This is a genomic window from Bacteroides sp. 11BF (genome assembly GCF_019633765.1).
Lineage (GTDB): Bacteria > Bacteroidota > Bacteroidia > Bacteroidales > Bacteroidaceae > Bacteroides > Bacteroides hominis.
Map to the genome: position 1 here is coordinate 1 of NZ_JAFKPJ010000003.1, position 16152 is coordinate 16152.

The following is a 16152-nucleotide window of genomic DNA, read 5'->3' on the forward strand; positions in this document are numbered from 1 at the left end:
TTGAAGTGAACTTTATCAATGACGGGCAACTTACTATCTTTTGATTTTATGTCGAACTCACGTTATTTAAATCTCAGTGTTCTGTCAGGAACGCTATCCGAATCTATTTTATGTTAATTGCCGTTACCTACAAAGTAACGGACGATCACACAACAAAACAAAATAGCTTATGCTTACGCCGTTAACTTTGACAGCCATATCTGTCTTGCGTCATATTTCCCTTCAGGAAACAGTAAACTTCCAGGAATTAGAATGTAGTTGTAAGCCTCTTGACGAACTTCTGGGGCAATTGGAATCCGCAGGGCTGATACGTGTCAAGGCGGATCATGCCGGTGATGTCACTCCGGAAATCTATGAGCTGACCCGTCCCCTCTTCCAAATTTCCCTGCTCCATGTAATGGAAGCCACGGACCAACATCTGAATTGCAATCAACCGGATTGTGAGAAAATGTACGCACGCTATCACCATGCTGCGCATAAGTTAGGGATCATCAACCAGATGACCCGCGTCTACCTGTCGGAGATACCTCTGACCGATTTATGAACGGATTGCCGGTTTGTTTCAGATAAACTAATAGAATGAAAAAACAACTATTCATATTGCTTTTGCTTGTTTCGGGCAACGTGCTGGCACAAAGGGCAGCAGTTAAAACTAATTTGCTGCACGATGTCGCGACCGCTCCTTCGCTTGCCGCCGAGTGGGCGTTGGCCTCCCGATGGACACTCGATGTTTCGGGAAGCGCCTGTCCGTGGAGCTTTGAGAACAACCGGAAGTGGAAATTCTGGATGGCACAGGGGGAGGCACGCTACTGGCTTTGCCAATCGTTCTACGGGCATTTTCTGGGCGTGCATGCCGGAGGGGGAGAGTACAACCTGAGCCGGGTGCGTCTGCCTTTTGTCTCCCATTCGGCCTCTTCCCGCTACGAGGGGTGGGCGGTGATGGCAGGGTTTTCATACGGTTACTCGTGGGTGCTGGGCAAACGCTGGAATCTGGAGGCTACCGTAGGCGCGGGATGGGTACATGCCGAGTACAAACGCTTTAATTGCCCTGCCTGTGGCGAATATCGGGGAGCGGATAAGAAAAACTTCCTGGCACCGACCCGTGTGGGCATCAGCTTGATTTATATGCTAAAATGAAAAGTTTTATGAAAGAGAAGATACGATCGACCCGTTTAAGAATATGCTTTCGGAAGGCTTTGGCGTCAGCCTGTTGCCTGGCGGCCTTTGCCCTGTGTTCCGGCATGCCGTCTGCCCGTGCGGCGGGGCCGTCCGGAGGAGTGGCCCTTACTGCTGTCCGAATGCAGCGTGCGGGTGGACAGGTATATGTCTCGTTTGCCATAAAGATAGCCCCCCGCGCAGTGCGTGCCCGTCACCGCTGGGTGATTACCCCTTGTCTGGGCAATGCCTCGGATAGTGTGTTGCTCAGCCCGTTTGTGGTGACGGGGCGCATCATGGCACGCAGGGCGAGGCAACAACGTCTCTTGAAAGGCAGTGCCGGTGAGGCGGGGCATCGGCTGACCGCCCGCAATGGAGATACCTTCTTGTATACCGATACGCTGCGCTATGCTCCGTGGATGGAGAGTGGTTTGAACCTGCGGCTCGACATCGACCGGGAAGGTTGCTGCCGGGTACAGACGGTGGGGAGCGTCGTTTCCTCCGGTGCTTTTCCGGTGGCTTTGCCCTATCGTCCCTCGGTTTGTGAGGTTGCTCCGCAGGTGAGCCGGTCGGTAGCGGAACATGCGGCTGACTATCCGTTCTTGTGTGAGGCAGGTAGCCGTCCCCTGCGTGAAAGCGGCATCGGTATTCGTTTCCGTGCGGCGTCGGCAGTGGTGGATACACTATACTCGGCCAATGCCGGAAACCTGCGCCGGATAACGGAAGCCATCGGATTGCTGCGTGCGGACAGTTGCGCATCCCTGCAAGGTATCTCGATCACCGGATATGCTTCGCCCGAAGGAGCGACGGAGCTGAACCGGAAGTTGTCGGCGAAACGTGCCGAGGCTTTGCGACATGCTCTCTCGGTCCGTATGAACCTGCCTGTATCGTTGTTTGAACTGAATGCCGGGGGAGTAGACTGGGGCAGGCTGGCCGAACTGGTAAATGAAAGCGACATGACGTATAAAGAGGAGGTGCTTGCCATTCTCCGCAGCCATCCGGAGGAAGAACGGAACGACAGGCTGAAAGCTCTGGCGGGAGGGCGTCCGTATCGTTCGGTGCTGGATGTGCTCTATCCGCAGTTGCGCGATGCCTGCTACATCCGTGTGGAGTATGCCAACCGTCCTGACAGTGTGGCGGATACGGTGAACCGTGCGATAGCCGCCATTCGGGTGCGGGATTATGAAGAAGCATTCCGGCTGCTGAAAACAGTAGAGGCGGACGAACGTTCGTGGAACGTACGGGGAGTATGCCATCTGTTGTGCGGAGACGACAAAGAGGCCGGGATATGGCTGCACAGAGCGGCGAAAGCCGGAAACCGGGAGGCGGAAGAAAACCTTAAAAAGATGAATGCGGAACAACGGGCCGCGACAACCGGTATAACGCAATAAGTGTATCACATAATATAAAAAGAAATGAAAAGACTAAAGTACATGAGTATGATGGGGTTGGCTGCTTTGCTGCTGACAACCTGGTCCGCCTGTTCCGACGATACGGACATCCCGGGCGGAGAGAATCCGGAAGAAGCGAGAGCTTATACCACAGTGACCATTGCCGTGCCGAACGGCGTGGCGGAAACAAGAGCCGGTACGACGGCAGATACTGACGATAACACTACTGAAGTCGGTTCGGAGGATGAATACAAAGTGAAGACCGCCAACCTGTATTTGTTTCCGGGAGGAACGGGTAGTAGCTTTGGTAGCGCTAAGTTGAAAGAGATTATTTCCATCAACCAGTTTACACAAATGACAGCCAGCACTGCCGACGCTAAAACGATTGTATGGACCAGTAAGAAAACAGCCTTGACACCGGGAGACTATCGTATTTACATTGTGGTGAACGGTACGGTCAATGGAGTGACTGACGGCAGCAAGAATAGCTTGACCGAAGCCGATTTCCTTGCAAAGACAACGGCTGACGCTACGGGCGTGATAGCCGCTGTGCCGGAGGCCGGACTGGTGATGGCGAGCCGTTCTCCCAACAATGATAAAACGAATACTCTTCCTTATATTGCCCAGACGATCACCAAAGATCCGGAACAAACCATTGCGGCAACGGTAGAGCGTATGATGGGAAAGATTACGGTGACGGCGGGAGGAGCCAATGTGGCTTCTGCCGCTAATGTGTATACCAGCTTTTCTACCACAGTGACTGCTATCGGCAATATTACGAATATCACCCTGAAAGGCTATTATGTAGTCAACGCACGGAAAGAGGGATATTATTTCCGTCATGTGGATAAAGAAGGCTCTGCAACGAGTCCTTTGACCGTGGATAATTATGGTAACTCAACCACTTCATTGCCGTATGTGGTAGATCCGAAAACGTATAGTAAAACTTACACCGGTGCTTTAGACGGTAGCTATGCCGACTGGTATCTGCAAGGATCAGGCGCATTCGGTTTGTTGTCCTTCGGTTCTTTTGGGGGAACTTATACGGCTATGCCGGGTTATTCTTCCGCTGCGGCAGAAACCAAAGTCGCCGCTTACTGCTATGAAAACACGATGCTGAAGGATAAACAGAAGAATGGATATACAACCGGTATCGTATTTAAAGCGGAAATAGCTCCGAGTAAAATGATGCAAAAAAAGGCTGGTAGTGGTGGTGTGGAAGAGAACTCCACATTTACCAGCATGTCTGAAATCTTCTATCATTCCGGCATCTTTTACAAGGATATTGCAGCACTGAAGGAAGCCGGCGTATTGCTGGCGGACGGAACTACTTCCAGCTCTGTCAGTGGTGCCCCTGCTGACCTGAAGAAGAACGACGTCCAGTGCTTCAAAAAAGGGAGTGCCGATGGCAAGTTCGTTTGTTATTATCCGTATTGGATCAAGCACATCCCTTCGGACGATGTGGCAGAAGACGTGATGGAGTTCGGCATTGTCCGCAACAATGTCTATAAAGTAACTGTCACTGGTATTCAAGGTGTGGGCAAAGACGGTGTAACCGAAGATATCATCACCGATACCGAAACCGATGATCCGACTACCGTATTGCTGAATGTGAAGTTAAGTATCAAACCCTGGACAGTACGCACGAATAGTGCCGTATTGGGACGTTAACCCACTGTTTTCTGTTATAAAGTAATTGCTTTGAGATAGGTTTTCACCACAGAGTACACAGAGGGCACAGAGAACATATTTTTCTCTTCAATACCCTATAAACAAGAGCTTAAAACTCTGTGTCCTCTGTGGTGCCCCCCCTGTTCAATCATAAAATTTTCCCAACCATGTCCGATAACTTTCAGACCTCCTGTTTCTCCCATTCCGGCAGTCGGCTTCTGCCGTTCTTATGGTTTTGCCTGTTGGCGGGCTTATCCGCCTGCTCGTGGACCAAGGACGATCGCGGCGACTGTCCCAGTGGTTTTCGTATTCGTCTTCAGCCTGCATTGCATGCACAGATACAGCCCGGTAGCGGGATAGGCATCATCACCGACGAGATTGACACATTGTCCCTCTACGTGTTCGACGCACAGGGACAGTTTGTCTGCCTGCACACTGAAAACAGGCAATCGCTGACTGAAAACGGATCTATCATTACCCTGCCACTGGAGTATAAAGACGGAGATGTTTACGAACTGGTGTTCTGGGCGGGAGGGGACAACCGGCATTACCGGATACCGCAGCTCACACCGGGCAGTTCGACCCGTGACGAGTTGGTCCTCTGGCTGGAACGTGACGGGGACGGACGTCAGGATGACGAACTGGGACACCTGTGGTATGGGCATGTCCGGTTGAGCCGGATACAGCCTTCGGAACTGACATCGGTCAGTGTGCCGATGCTGAAGGACAGCAACCGGTTCATCATCACCCTGCACGACACTTCGGGCGAGGGGCTGGATGCCGATGATTATGACTTTACCCTGTTGGCGGATAACGGTCACCTGAATGCCGATAACGAGATAATAACGGGCAACCGGGTGACTTATGCCGCCTACCATACGGAGTCCGCGTCCGAAACGGAACCGGCGGCCACCCGTACGGGAGAAGTCAGCCTGGCACGTGCCCGCTTGAATACATTGCGCCTACTGGCAGGGCAGGAGGCCCGTCTGGTGGTGACGGACCGCACCTCGGGACAGAAAGTAGTGGACGTCGACCTGACGCATTATCTGCTGATGACGCGTCCTTTGTTTGAAGAGAGCAGCGGTGTGGAGCTCAGCGACCAGGATTACCTTGATTACGAAGATCAGTTCAACGTGATTTTCTACCTTACCCCGATGGGAAGGCTGGAGGCGCTGAACATTAACGGATGGATTATCAGACTGAATGATGCACAACTGTAAAGGCAGCATATTTATCTTGTTTTTTCGGTTTCTGCTCTGCCTGCTGGCATGTGGATGCTCCGACGATACCGATATGCCGGGCACTCCGGCAGGGACGGATCGGGTGACGGCGTGTGTCCGTTTCTCGGTGCGGGTGGCGGGAGCAAGTACCCGGGCGGCCGTATCGGCGGGCGAAGCAGTTGAGGAGAAGATCTCTTCTGTCGCCGTTTTTCTGGTATCGGTCGACGGGAGCGGAAACGAAGATTGGAATGATGTGCAGTACGAAGTGGTTTACGGCGCGACAAGTGGTGCGACGGACGTGTATCAGGCCCGCATACCGACTGCTCCCGGACGGAAGAAGGTCTATGTGGGTGCCAATCTGTTGCCCGGCCAGGTGCATGCCATTTGCGGGCAGGCGGGAGGCCTGGGATTGTATACCGCTGCCGGAGACGGATATGACGAAGTGATCGGACAGTTTGCCCGTCAGGCGGAGGGCATTGCCATGACCGGAAAAGCCGCCGATGCCGTAACGGTCAGTGCGGGTACCGATGTGAATATAGATCTTACGGCCTCGCCTGTCGCGCTCGAAAGGTTGGTGGCTAAAGTACTGCTGGTGTGCGATACCTATACGGACGACGGAGGGGCGTATGTACGGATGTCCGATTATGCGGCTCGTCCGGCGGATGCTCCGGGCTGGATTCGTTTGTCGGAAGTGCGGTATGCCCTCAATACGGTGAACCGGAAGGTGTATCTGAATGCGCCTTCGGATGGGAAAGATCCTAATTATGAAGTAGACCCGTATGTGGTAAAAGATGGTGGCGGCAATTATGTGTCGGCACCCGATGTGCCTGAACAGCAATTCGCTTACCGTACCTTGGGCAGTGTCTGGGCAGAAGGTAGCGCTCCGGAAGCGTATGACGCCCCCCGGTACAATGCTACGGCCACTGTCCCCTCGACAAGCGGCGCTTATACCGGTGGACTGTATTGTCCGGAGAACACGACTGCCACTTCTACCGCCTCTCTTGAAGGTGGGCTGGATCTGACAGGAACGCTCAGTTCAACCCAAGCGGAGATTCCCCGCCTGGTGGCTACCCATCTGCTGGTAGCGGCGAAGTTTGTCCCCAAACAGATTATTACCGGGGCCGGAACCACGCAAACCCTGACATCTCCCGTCGATGCCGCTACTTACTTGCCCGCAACGACGACACCTGCCGAGGCGGAAGCACATGCGGCAGGCACTTACTTTACCAACGGGAGTGACTATTACAGCTATGCGGGCATGAAGGCCGCCATCGGTGCGGGTACCCTGAAACGTACTGATTTTACCGCTTACGAAGGCGGGATCGGTTATTATTACACTTATATAGACGGCACAATTGCTACCGACGGCACAATCGCTTTCAGTACGGATTCCGGCATTTTGCGCAACCGTTATTATCTGCTGCGTATTACCCGGTTTAGTCTGCCTTCGGCCGCTTTGCCGCAACCGATGCGTGCCACGATGAAAGTAACGGACTGGGTGACGAGTTCGGGTAATACAATTATAGTCAGGCCGACGTAGAAAGGAAAATGTGGTGAAAAAGAAAGCATACAACTATGAATAAAGAAGAAAAAAAGAGTGGATTCTGCCGGGCATGCCTGCTGCTTTGCCTGTGTCTGCTGTCTGCCTCGTGTGCATCCGGAGAAGGAGAGTACGAACAGGAGATACCCATGGAGGTAGCTCTCACCCGTACGGATGGGGTGGCAGGCAGCGAAAGCACTCCGTTACTGCTGTTCTGGAAAGAGACGGATTTCAGTGCGGGGACATTGGGCTCTCCTTATAAAATCTCCACTCCGGCAGGAGGGATCGGTGATTACGCCGATGCACCCTATAATACGGAAGCGGATTATCCGGCTGATAACTCCCGGGTGGTGGTGATGGGACTTTGCCCTTCGGTCATGACTACGGCAGATGGTCACGGCACCTATTCGTTACCGTCTTCGGGAGCAGGGCTGACCGATGTGCTGGTTACTCCGAATGGAGTTACGGGCAGCAGGAAGCAACCTTTCGGACGGGCGTTGGAGTTCGCGCATGCTACTGTACGCATCGTGCTCAAGGCAAGGCGTACGGACAACACGGTCGGTAAGCTGTATGTCAAGAACCTCAAGTTGACAGTACCCTCACGGTTAGTGTGCGGAGGGGTGAAATGGGATACGGGGGTGAAACACTATGTAGGGGCTCCGGCTTCCGCCGATTTGGTTATCGATCATCCCGGTCAGATATTGAGTACGGAAGATACGCAGATTGCGGTATTCTATCTGATACCCTGTGCGACGAACGACTTGCTGACCGATATTTCCTCTTTGGGTACACCGGGGCTTACGTTGACAGCGGATGTGGCCAAGGATGTAAATTTTACGACAGGAGCGCGAAAGGCAAGCTTTCCTGTTTTGGATGGCAACCTGAATTTCATGGATCAATCCGGAGCCCCGGTAACTCAGTTGCAAGCCGGAGAGTCGTATGGAACCACTCTCAATTTTGATATCGACTCTTTTACGCTGGAAGGCGAAGAGAAAGAGTGGGGGGATGGAGGAAAAATGACCATTCCCGTGGTGGTTCCTGAACCGGTTCCAAGTACATAGATGAACGGTGAACAGGGAACGATGAACAGGGGAGGGGCTGTAAACTTAAATACTCTAACTCTGTGCCCTCTGTGTCCTCTGTGGTGAATCTAAATAAAAAGAGCTGAATATATGAAAACAATAATACGATTCTTTCTTTCAACCGTAGCCGTGACTGCTGCACTGGTTACCGGCTGCACTCCCGAAGAGGAACACATACCTGCGCAGGGTGGTGACAGCTTTACACTCTCCTCGAGTGAAGAGCAGGCCATCACCCGTGCGGGAGATGTGTCGGTGAATCATTTCACAGTCGGCACTAAATACCGGCTATACGGACTTATAGGGAGTTCGTGGAGCGGCAGACTCTCTACGATGAATGGGCAGGAGGGCACGGAGGTCGTGGATGCGGACGGCACACATCAGATAGAATATCTGAGTACAGATACTGACGAAGACCGTTTTGAAGGCCGAATCCTCGACTTTTATGCACTGACATACGGTAATACGACTCTGCCGGTATGCGGTTCCGAAGCAGATGGCGTACCTGTTTGCAACGTCACTTCCTCTGCCGGAGGAGCACTGCCCGACTTGCGCCGTGCTGTGCTGACAGGACAATCGGGTATCAACTCGGGGGTGATTACCTTACCCTTCAAGCATACTTTGTCTAAGTTGAAGTTTGAGGTGGTGAAGCAAAAGCCGGAAAGCGGTTCAACGGATACGGATGTATTGCAAGATATCCGGTTGCAGGGTATCTCTGTCGGTGATTATAGCGAAGGAGCGCTCTTGCTTTCGACCGGAGAATACAGCCATACGGGAGGGAAAAGTGACCGTGCGGTTCTGGGCAGCGGATTCTCTCAAGCTGTGACGGAAAGTGTGCAGTCTGTAACTATAGACGGGCAATCGGGCAGTGCGGCTGCCGAATGCCTGATATTCCCGACTCTAACCACGGCTACGGAGGGACTTAAAATAAATGTAGCTACGACGGGAACGAACAGTGGAGATCGAACGGATACGTATGAAATTCGTGTTCCGGTTATGGGAGATGACGGGATCGTTCAGAAAGATGAAAGTGGTCAAACCGTGACGGAGCCTTTCCGCTTCCTGCCCAATTACGAGTATACACTCACCATTACGATCACTAACAGTGATGTACAGATTATTACAATTATTCCCCGCCGGTACGATTGGATCGAACATGATGATGATTCGCAATATCTGGGGCAACCCCTGACTTTTAACGGCTTGATGTGGATGGACCGGAATCTCGGAGCTACCAGTGCGGATATGACAACCGCCGAGGGATGGGAAGGAGCCAGAGGATATGTGTATCAGATGGGAAGAAGTATTCCATATTATCTGCCTAAAACAGTAAACTATAGGGGAAGTGACGGAGTGACGCGTCAAAGACCTAAAAGTATGGTTGATAGAGACGGGGGTGCAAAACCTTACCCACAGATAGTGGGACATGAGAGCGATGCTCCTATCGGGCGGCCTACGGCGGTGGAGACCTTAGCGCTTAATCCGGGAGATGTCGGTAAGACATTTAGTTACGTTAGGGTCGGCGGTGATTGGGATTATACTGCCGCTACCAGTTCTACTTATTGGAAGAACACAAAGAATGACCCTTGTCCGACGGGCTGGCGCGTGCCTACTAAGGCGGATTTTGATGGAATTATGCCTACGGCAGAGAGATATGGCGACTTGACATTTGCAAACCATAGCGGGACGTCCTGGAGGGAAGTTGCTTCGAATGACCCGGAGGCAGGTGCCCGAACAGTTTATGTATGCCAACGGGCAAGTGGTGCATCGTATGGAGTCATTTATGCAATTAAGTATCAGGGAACTCCACAAGCTTACCGCCTGATGTGGACAGTGGGGATGGTTGGAGACGGGCAGTCTGTAACGGATTATGGAACACGCTATCGCGCCTATGTTACAATCTCGAGGTTTCCATGTGATAAAGATGCCGACCTGAATATAAGTACCTGTAATACGGATTATGACTGGAAGCATCCCAGTGATTTTATCAATCTGCCTGTTTCCGGTTATATTTATCCTGATCAAGCGGCACTGTATAATGCCGGTGCTGAGGTAGTGTATGCAACATCGACCCCTAACGGTGCTTATATGTATGCTGCTTCTTTTAAATATATAGGCAATACCGGCCGTCGTTACTTTGCGGTATACTCTACGAACAGGGCTGCCGGCGTTTCTATCCGTTGTGTGAGGGATGTCACTTCAAAATGAAATGGAGAGTAAGTATGAAAAGAATGATTGTCTTCAAAAGTTGGTTGTATGTAATCATGGTTCTGCTCTGTACGGCATGTGTCCCTGCCTCTCCCGAAGAGGAGAATACGGAGGAACTGGTACAGGTGAATCCCATTGCCGGTGGATATTACGCTTCTATGCTTCCTTCGGTCCGTACCCGTGCAACGGCACAGGATAGTGAAACATTGCAGGATAAACCGATTTATCTGCTGGAAGACGGGAGTACGATACGACTGGTGGTATATGATAATACCAAGAACTTAATGGAAGAGTATTCCAAAGCCTATCTGGTACGTAACGCCGGTACGTCAGGCAGCAGTTTGCTTTATCCCTGCGAAGTAGACGACGACGGGACGGTAATATCTTCAAGCAGCACTCCTCTTTATATGAAGGCGGGTACTTATTACTTCAGAATCCTGTCACCTGCCAAGGCCTTAAACTCAAAGGGTTTTGTCAATATCGGTAATGGAGAATATCTGCTTGCGACCGACGACCGGTATACGCAAACAGCCATGACGGCGGTGACCATTACGAAAATTGATGAAGGGGGTACATTGAACAATGTTCAGACCCTGTATCTGCCCCCCATCATCAACCAGACGGCACGGATGCAGTTTACTGTCAAAGCGGGTGAGGGTGTACACTCCTTGGAGATGCTTGCCGAAGGAATTGAAATCAGTGGCATACAGCAACCACTGGACAATACAACCAGTTTTGACTGGGTGAATGGAGAGGTGCTGCCCGTGAAAGTGGGCGACCAGAGTGCATCGGTACGTATCACACAAGCCACCCAAAATGCTGATAACAGCCTGATGGCACATACCGGCATATTGCCCACAGATGCACGTTCGCACTCTATCAGCGTGTTGCTGAATCTGAAAGTGAATGGTAACCCCACTCAGTATCAGATGTTGCTGACCGGTTTGTATCTGACAGCAGGACATTCGTATAACTATACCGCTACGGTGAAGATCAGTAACGGGGTGACTGTGCTGACCTGGCAAAACCGTTCGTGGACGGAAAATGTGGAAATGGATACATAAGAGCTCACCACAGATTACACAGATTAACACAGATTTATAATTTATCTCGTTGATATCTACGATTAAAAGTTCTGTGTTAATCTGTGTAATCTGTGGTGAAATGAACAAATTAGAGTAATACTTAATAATAGTCCCATGAAAAGATTTGGATATATCGTTTTTAGTGTTTGTCTGCTTACGTTGGGTGCCTGCATATCCCATGAACCGATGGATCAGGAAGAGGACGTGGTAAAAGTGTCGGTTGGGCTCACTGCCGCTTCTTTTACCAATGATGCGGTTACCCGTGCGGAGCAGCCGATGGCGCCCGATTATGAAAACCTGATTGGTAATTTGTGGATTCTGCAGTTTGACCGTGAAGGCATCCTGATCGGCAGTGAACGGATAGTGCTGACCACACCGGTGCTCAATACAACGCTTGAAGGAGTCACACTGAGGACCGGGCGCAGTACCCTTTGCATAGTAGGCAATCTGACGGATGCGGAGACTCCCGCGTGGCCAGATAACCTGAATGGTTTCAAAAGTCTGGTGGTAGATATGGGCTGGATGAAAGAACGGAGTGCTGACCGGAATGTATGTCTTTTCGGCTATTATGAAGGAGAGATTACTACCGGAACCACCGCTGTGAATGTGGTATTGGGACGTCTGGTATGCAGGCTCAACATAGCTGTTTCGGCCAAGACGGCAGGAGTATTCAGCAACGTGAAAATTCAATTGAAGCGGGCGCAGACCAAAGGTTATCTATTCCCTTCGGATACGTATCTGGCACCGGAAAGCGGTGATTATACGGAAGAGGTGATCACTGCCGGAACATTGGGAACAACTTCTTCTTATCGTTATTATTATATGGCGGAGAATGTAACCACAGGAACAGACCAGAATGAACGCACGCAACTCCAAATAAAAGCAACGAAAGGGGGGACTGAGTATACAAAAAACATTGATCTGGGCAGGAGTGATATCAATGACTATTCTCTCCGCCGAAACAATAACTATACATTCAATATCATTTTAGAGTAATCATATATCTTAATCGTGTGGAAGCTATCTGTGACAGACGTTTCCCCTTGCTTGTTTTGTTTGTTGCAGGTCCATGCTTTCCCGGTGGGGAAAGGTGGACTTGCTCGGTTTATATAGATTCTTATATTCCTATAAAGTAATATTCCCATATTCCCATATTATATTAATCTATATTTGTATATTTGCATGAACCTTTAAAATAGAGGAAAAATGATCGACTTAGACCGTAAATTTCCGATAGGGATACAGACATTTGAGAAACTCCGTGAGGGAGGATATCTGTATGTAGATAAAACAGCACTATTGTGGAAAATAGCTTCCACCAGTATTCCGTATTTTCTGAGTCGTCCTCGTCGATTTGGTAAGAGTCTGTTGCTTTCTACTTTCGAAGCATATTTCAAAGGAAAGAAAGAACTGTTTGGAGGACTTGCCATAGAGAAGCTGGAGACGGAGTGGAAAGAGTATCCAGTGTTGCATCTGGATCTAAATGCCGAAAAATACGATTCGCTTCAGGCGTTACATGCGATATTGAGTAGCCAGTTGACGCAGTGGGAGTTAAAGTACGGACATGGGGTGGATGAAGAGACCTTGTCACAACGTTTTATCGGTGTGATCCGTCGTGCATCCGAACTTACCGGTCGTGGAGTAGTCGTGCTGATTGACGAATATGACAAGCCTCTCTTGCAGGCATTGGACAATGGGGAATTGCTGGATGAATATCGTAATACTTTAAAAGCGTTTTATGGAGTATTGAAGAGCGCTGACCGCTATCTGCGTTTTGTTTTCCTGACCGGAGTAACAAAGTTCGCACAAGTCAGTGTATTTAGTGATTTAAACCAGCTGAACGATATCAGCCTTGATTTTGCGTACTCTACTGTATGTGGAATTACGCGAGAAGAGCTTACGACAACTTTTGTACCCGAACTTAAACAACTGGCAGAAGCAAATGATATGACTCCGGAAGAGGCTATTGAAATGATGGCCCGGAAGTATGACGGTTATCATTTTCATCCTAAAGGAGAAGGAGTATTCAATCCATTTAGTGTACTTAGTTCATTCAGTAGACTTGAATTTGGCAATTATTGGTTTCAGACGGGTACGCCCACTTTCCTGGTCAAACTTTTGCAGAAAAGTGATTACGATCTGCGTACATTGATAGATGGGGTGGAAGTAGCCGCTTCATCATTTATGGAATATCGGATCGAAGTTAATAATCCGATAGCATTGATTTATCAAAGCGGTTATCTGACGATTAAGGGATATGATAAAGAGTTTGAGCTTTACCGGTTAGTTTTCCCTAATGAGGAGGTTAAGTACGGTTTTCTGAATTTTCTTGTATCTTATTATACTCCTGTAGCTGAGGAAGAACAGAATTTTTATATCGGAAGATTTGTACAAGAGTTACGGAAAGGTGAAGTGGATGCTTTCCTTACACGCTTGCGAGCTTTTTTTGCCGATTTTCCTTATGAACTCAATGCCGCCACCGAACGTCATTATCAGGTTGTTTTTTATTTGGTTTTTAAATTGATGGGGCAGTTTACCCAAGCAGAAGTCAGAAGTGCCAAAGGGCGTGCGGATGCTGTGGTTAAAACAGCTGATTATATTTATGTCTTTGAATTTAAACTAAACGGAACGGCCGAGCGGGCTTTGCAACAAATAGATGATAAAGGATATCTGATTCCTTATCTGATGGATGGAAGAAAACTCGTGAAAGTTGGGGTGGAGTTCAGTGCCGAAAAAAGGAATTTGGATCGGTGGCTGGTAGAATAAGGGATGTTAAAAGTCTCTTTCACCACAGATTACACAGATTATTAATAATGACTTAATATTCACTCTGTGTTACTCTGTGTCCCTCTGTGGTGAGTTTCGGACTTATCTAAATAGTATGTGGGTTATTCTTTTCTTTAACGAATCACTTTCCCTTCTTCCGTTATCAGCAGAATAGTCAGTTCTCCGTTGGGCAACAGTGGGTCGCAATGGTGATGGCATTGTTCGATCAGTAATGAACAAAACGTCTGAAGTTCCGCTTCGGGCAGGAGTTCCCAAAGTTCCCGTGCCAACGTGATGCCTTCGATGGCTGTTACAGTGGCAGTGTTGCACCCGGACTGACGGGCTATCTCTTTCAGGAATTCTTTATTCATCGTTACTTTTTTACTATGCGTGTCGAGGTGTCCTTCTGCCAGCTTTACGGCTTTACCGATCATAACCCCCAACGTGAGTTGCCGGATGCCGAGTTCGGCAGCGATCCGGATGGTTTCACCAATGAAGTTACCATAATGGACGAAAGCCTGTGAGGGTAATTCAGGGTAGAGGCTGCGGATGTATTTTTCGCTCTTGGCACCCGAATTGATGACGATGCGGGGAGAACCTGTAGCCTGGGCTACCGACATTTCTTTACGAATGGAATTGACAAATGCTTCGGAAGAAAATGGCTTCACAATACCGCTGGTGCCGATAATGGAAATGCCACCTACAACACCGAGGCGGGGATTGAAGGTGCGAGCGGCAACCTCTTCGCCTCCGGGGACAGAGATGGTGACATGTATGGGGGCAGTGGGCACGGGGGTGTGTCTGTCAAGGATGTGCAGCAGATTTTCTGTAATCATTTGCCGGGGAGTGGTGTTGATGGCCGGTCCGCCTACTTCCAGTCCCAATCCGGGTAGGGTGACGGTACCGACACCCTGTCCGCCGTGGATTTGTATAACCTGTTGCCGCTCACCTCCGGTGTGCGGCTTTTCTTCAGAAATATCGATGGATACGGTAGCTACAATGGGTAGCCCGTTCGTGACATCGGGATCATCGCCTCCGTCTTTGATCACAGTGCAGGAGACTTCCATGCGCCGGTCAGTGAACGAGCCGGTAACGGAATGGACAGGGACGGCAATCTTTTCTCCGTTGGGGAGCAAAACGGAAACATCTTTTATTATATTTCCGGGTATGGGCGACAGGAGTTTCCGCAGAGCTGCGTTGGCGGCTGCGGTTGCGCATGTCCCGGTGGTAAGTCCGCTGCGCAGGGGCAGGAAGTCGGGCAGAAAGTGCTCGATGGCACGGCGCATTCCATTCACTCCATTCACTGTCTGGTCATACGGGGGCAGAGAAGGGCGAAGAAGGATATAAAGACGGATTCCCTGTTCGGTAATGATGTTCACTTTCTCGGAGAATCCTCCGGACACGCCGCTTTCTTTCAGAAGAACGACTTCCGGAGAGAGTTGCCGGAGGAGTTCGGGCAGGTTCTCTTTGCCGGGAGTATAATAGACCAGGCGGTCTTCGGGAAAGCCTGCCTTCCGGACTATCTCGCGGGAGCTTTCGCGGTCGAGAATGCGGAAGTAACACTCACTTTCCTTTTTCTTCCAGAAGGGTTTTAGTTTGGGGATGGACTGGACCCCGGTCAGGGCAAGTACCCGATGTATACCTTCTTCGTTGAGTAACTCTGACAGTTCTTCGTACTTTTCCCTCAGTTTGAGCGGATATTCATCGTACATCTCTTCATTAAACAGCTTGAACAGGTCATCATACATGCGTTCGTACCGAATGCAAGGGATGTCGAGCGCCTGTGAAACGGCGGTGACCGTTGCGTGCAGTTGTTCTGCAAAGGGATGGGCGGCATCCACCAGCAGGCGGATACCGTTCTCTCGGCAAAAGGCTTTCATGGTGGTCTGGGTCAGCGCACCTGTGAGCCGTATTCCGTGTTGCAGGCTGATTTCCTGTTCGTCTCCTTTGGTTGAATAGTAATAAGGTTTTCCGGCTTCTTCGGCAATGCCGACGACCTTCCTTCCTTCGGTTGTTCCTCCTAATATCAGTATCATT

12 protein-coding genes are annotated in these 16152 nt (G+C 50.2%); 11 read left to right on the forward strand and 1 reads right to left on the reverse strand.

Translation table 11 applies throughout. From position 1 onward, the window contains the following. Nucleotides 1–169 precede the first annotated feature (169 nt). The 11 genes from JZY04_RS03370 (at nucleotide 170) to JZY04_RS03420 (ending at nucleotide 14115) form a co-directional block, all read left to right on the forward strand. Nucleotides 170–544 carry a hypothetical protein gene (locus JZY04_RS03370; RefSeq protein WP_005806387.1) on the forward strand — a complete coding sequence of 125 codons (375 nt, stop codon included), beginning with the start codon at nucleotides 170–172 and terminating at the stop codon, nucleotides 542–544. A 35-nt stretch (nucleotides 545–579) separates the two neighbouring features. Further along, complete coding sequence (locus JZY04_RS03375; RefSeq protein WP_122142171.1) at nucleotides 580–1137, forward strand: DUF3575 domain-containing protein; 558 nt, start codon at nucleotides 580–582, stop codon at nucleotides 1135–1137. A gap of 8 nt (nucleotides 1138–1145) precedes the next feature. Next, nucleotides 1146–2546 (forward strand): hypothetical protein, encoded by a 1401-nt coding sequence (locus JZY04_RS03380; RefSeq protein ID WP_122142170.1) that lies wholly within the window; start codon nucleotides 1146–1148, stop codon nucleotides 2544–2546. 24 nt (nucleotides 2547–2570) lie between these two features. Further along, complete coding sequence (locus tag JZY04_RS03385; RefSeq protein WP_122142169.1) at nucleotides 2571–4217, forward strand: Mfa1 family fimbria major subunit; 1647 nt, start codon at nucleotides 2571–2573, stop codon at nucleotides 4215–4217. A 167-nt stretch (nucleotides 4218–4384) separates the two neighbouring features. Continuing rightward, entirely contained in the window at nucleotides 4385–5437 is a 1053-nt protein-coding gene (locus tag JZY04_RS03390; protein ID WP_005806380.1) for a FimB/Mfa2 family fimbrial subunit, read from the forward strand. Continuing rightward, complete coding sequence (locus JZY04_RS03395) at nucleotides 5424–6977, forward strand: Mfa1 family fimbria major subunit (RefSeq protein ID WP_122142207.1); 1554 nt, start codon at nucleotides 5424–5426, stop codon at nucleotides 6975–6977. The genes JZY04_RS03390 and JZY04_RS03395 overlap by 14 nt, the downstream gene beginning before the upstream one ends. 35 nt (nucleotides 6978–7012) lie before the next feature. Beyond that, nucleotides 7013–8038: a hypothetical protein gene (locus tag JZY04_RS03400; RefSeq protein ID WP_122142168.1), complete on the forward strand. Its 1026-nt coding sequence runs from the start codon at nucleotides 7013–7015 to the stop codon at nucleotides 8036–8038. 111 nt (nucleotides 8039–8149) lie between these two features. Beyond that, nucleotides 8150–10264, forward strand: coding sequence for a fimbrillin family protein (locus JZY04_RS03405; protein ID WP_122142167.1), 2115 nt, complete (start codon nucleotides 8150–8152; stop codon nucleotides 10262–10264). A gap of 14 nt (nucleotides 10265–10278) precedes the next feature. Beyond that, entirely contained in the window at nucleotides 10279–11328 is a 1050-nt protein-coding gene (locus tag JZY04_RS03410; protein ID WP_032531028.1) for a BF2992 family fimbrillin-A clan protein, read from the forward strand. A gap of 117 nt (nucleotides 11329–11445) precedes the next feature. Continuing rightward, nucleotides 11446–12345, forward strand: coding sequence for a DUF4906 domain-containing protein (locus tag JZY04_RS03415; RefSeq protein WP_122142166.1), 900 nt, complete (start codon nucleotides 11446–11448; stop codon nucleotides 12343–12345). A gap of 210 nt (nucleotides 12346–12555) precedes the next feature. Then, nucleotides 12556–14115 (forward strand): ATP-binding protein, encoded by a 1560-nt coding sequence (locus JZY04_RS03420; protein WP_122142165.1) that lies wholly within the window; start codon nucleotides 12556–12558, stop codon nucleotides 14113–14115. A 134-nt stretch (nucleotides 14116–14249) separates the two neighbouring features. On the opposite strand, the gene cbiD is transcribed toward JZY04_RS03420, so the two are convergent. Further along, nucleotides 14250–16151, reverse strand: a complete 1902-nt coding sequence (gene cbiD, locus JZY04_RS03425) for a cobalt-precorrin-5B (C(1))-methyltransferase CbiD (protein ID WP_122142164.1) — start codon at nucleotides 16149–16151, stop codon at nucleotides 14250–14252. Nucleotide 16152: the final 1 nt, after the last annotated feature.

What these genes read in the sequence shown, in the direction of transcription:
- JZY04_RS03405 (WP_122142167.1), top strand. Translation starts at nt 8,150, where the DNA reads ATGAAAACAATAATACGATTCTTTCTTTCAACCGTAGCCGTGACTGCT.
- JZY04_RS03420 (WP_122142165.1), top strand. Translation starts at nt 12,556, where the DNA reads ATGATCGACTTAGACCGTAAATTTCCGATAGGGATACAGACATTTGAG.
- cbiD (WP_122142164.1), bottom strand. Translation starts at nt 16,151, where the DNA reads ATGATACTGATATTAGGAGGAACAACCGAAGGAAGGAAGGTCGTCGGC.
- JZY04_RS03395 (WP_122142207.1), top strand. Translation starts at nt 5,424, where the DNA reads ATGCACAACTGTAAAGGCAGCATATTTATCTTGTTTTTTCGGTTTCTG.
- JZY04_RS03380 (WP_122142170.1), top strand. Translation starts at nt 1,146, where the DNA reads ATGAAAGAGAAGATACGATCGACCCGTTTAAGAATATGCTTTCGGAAG.
- JZY04_RS03410 (WP_032531028.1), top strand. Translation starts at nt 10,279, where the DNA reads ATGAAAAGAATGATTGTCTTCAAAAGTTGGTTGTATGTAATCATGGTT.
- JZY04_RS03390 (WP_005806380.1), top strand. Translation starts at nt 4,385, where the DNA reads ATGTCCGATAACTTTCAGACCTCCTGTTTCTCCCATTCCGGCAGTCGG.
- JZY04_RS03385 (WP_122142169.1), top strand. Translation starts at nt 2,571, where the DNA reads ATGAAAAGACTAAAGTACATGAGTATGATGGGGTTGGCTGCTTTGCTG.
- JZY04_RS03370 (WP_005806387.1), top strand. Translation starts at nt 170, where the DNA reads ATGCTTACGCCGTTAACTTTGACAGCCATATCTGTCTTGCGTCATATT.
- JZY04_RS03400 (WP_122142168.1), top strand. Translation starts at nt 7,013, where the DNA reads ATGAATAAAGAAGAAAAAAAGAGTGGATTCTGCCGGGCATGCCTGCTG.
- JZY04_RS03375 (WP_122142171.1), top strand. Translation starts at nt 580, where the DNA reads ATGAAAAAACAACTATTCATATTGCTTTTGCTTGTTTCGGGCAACGTG.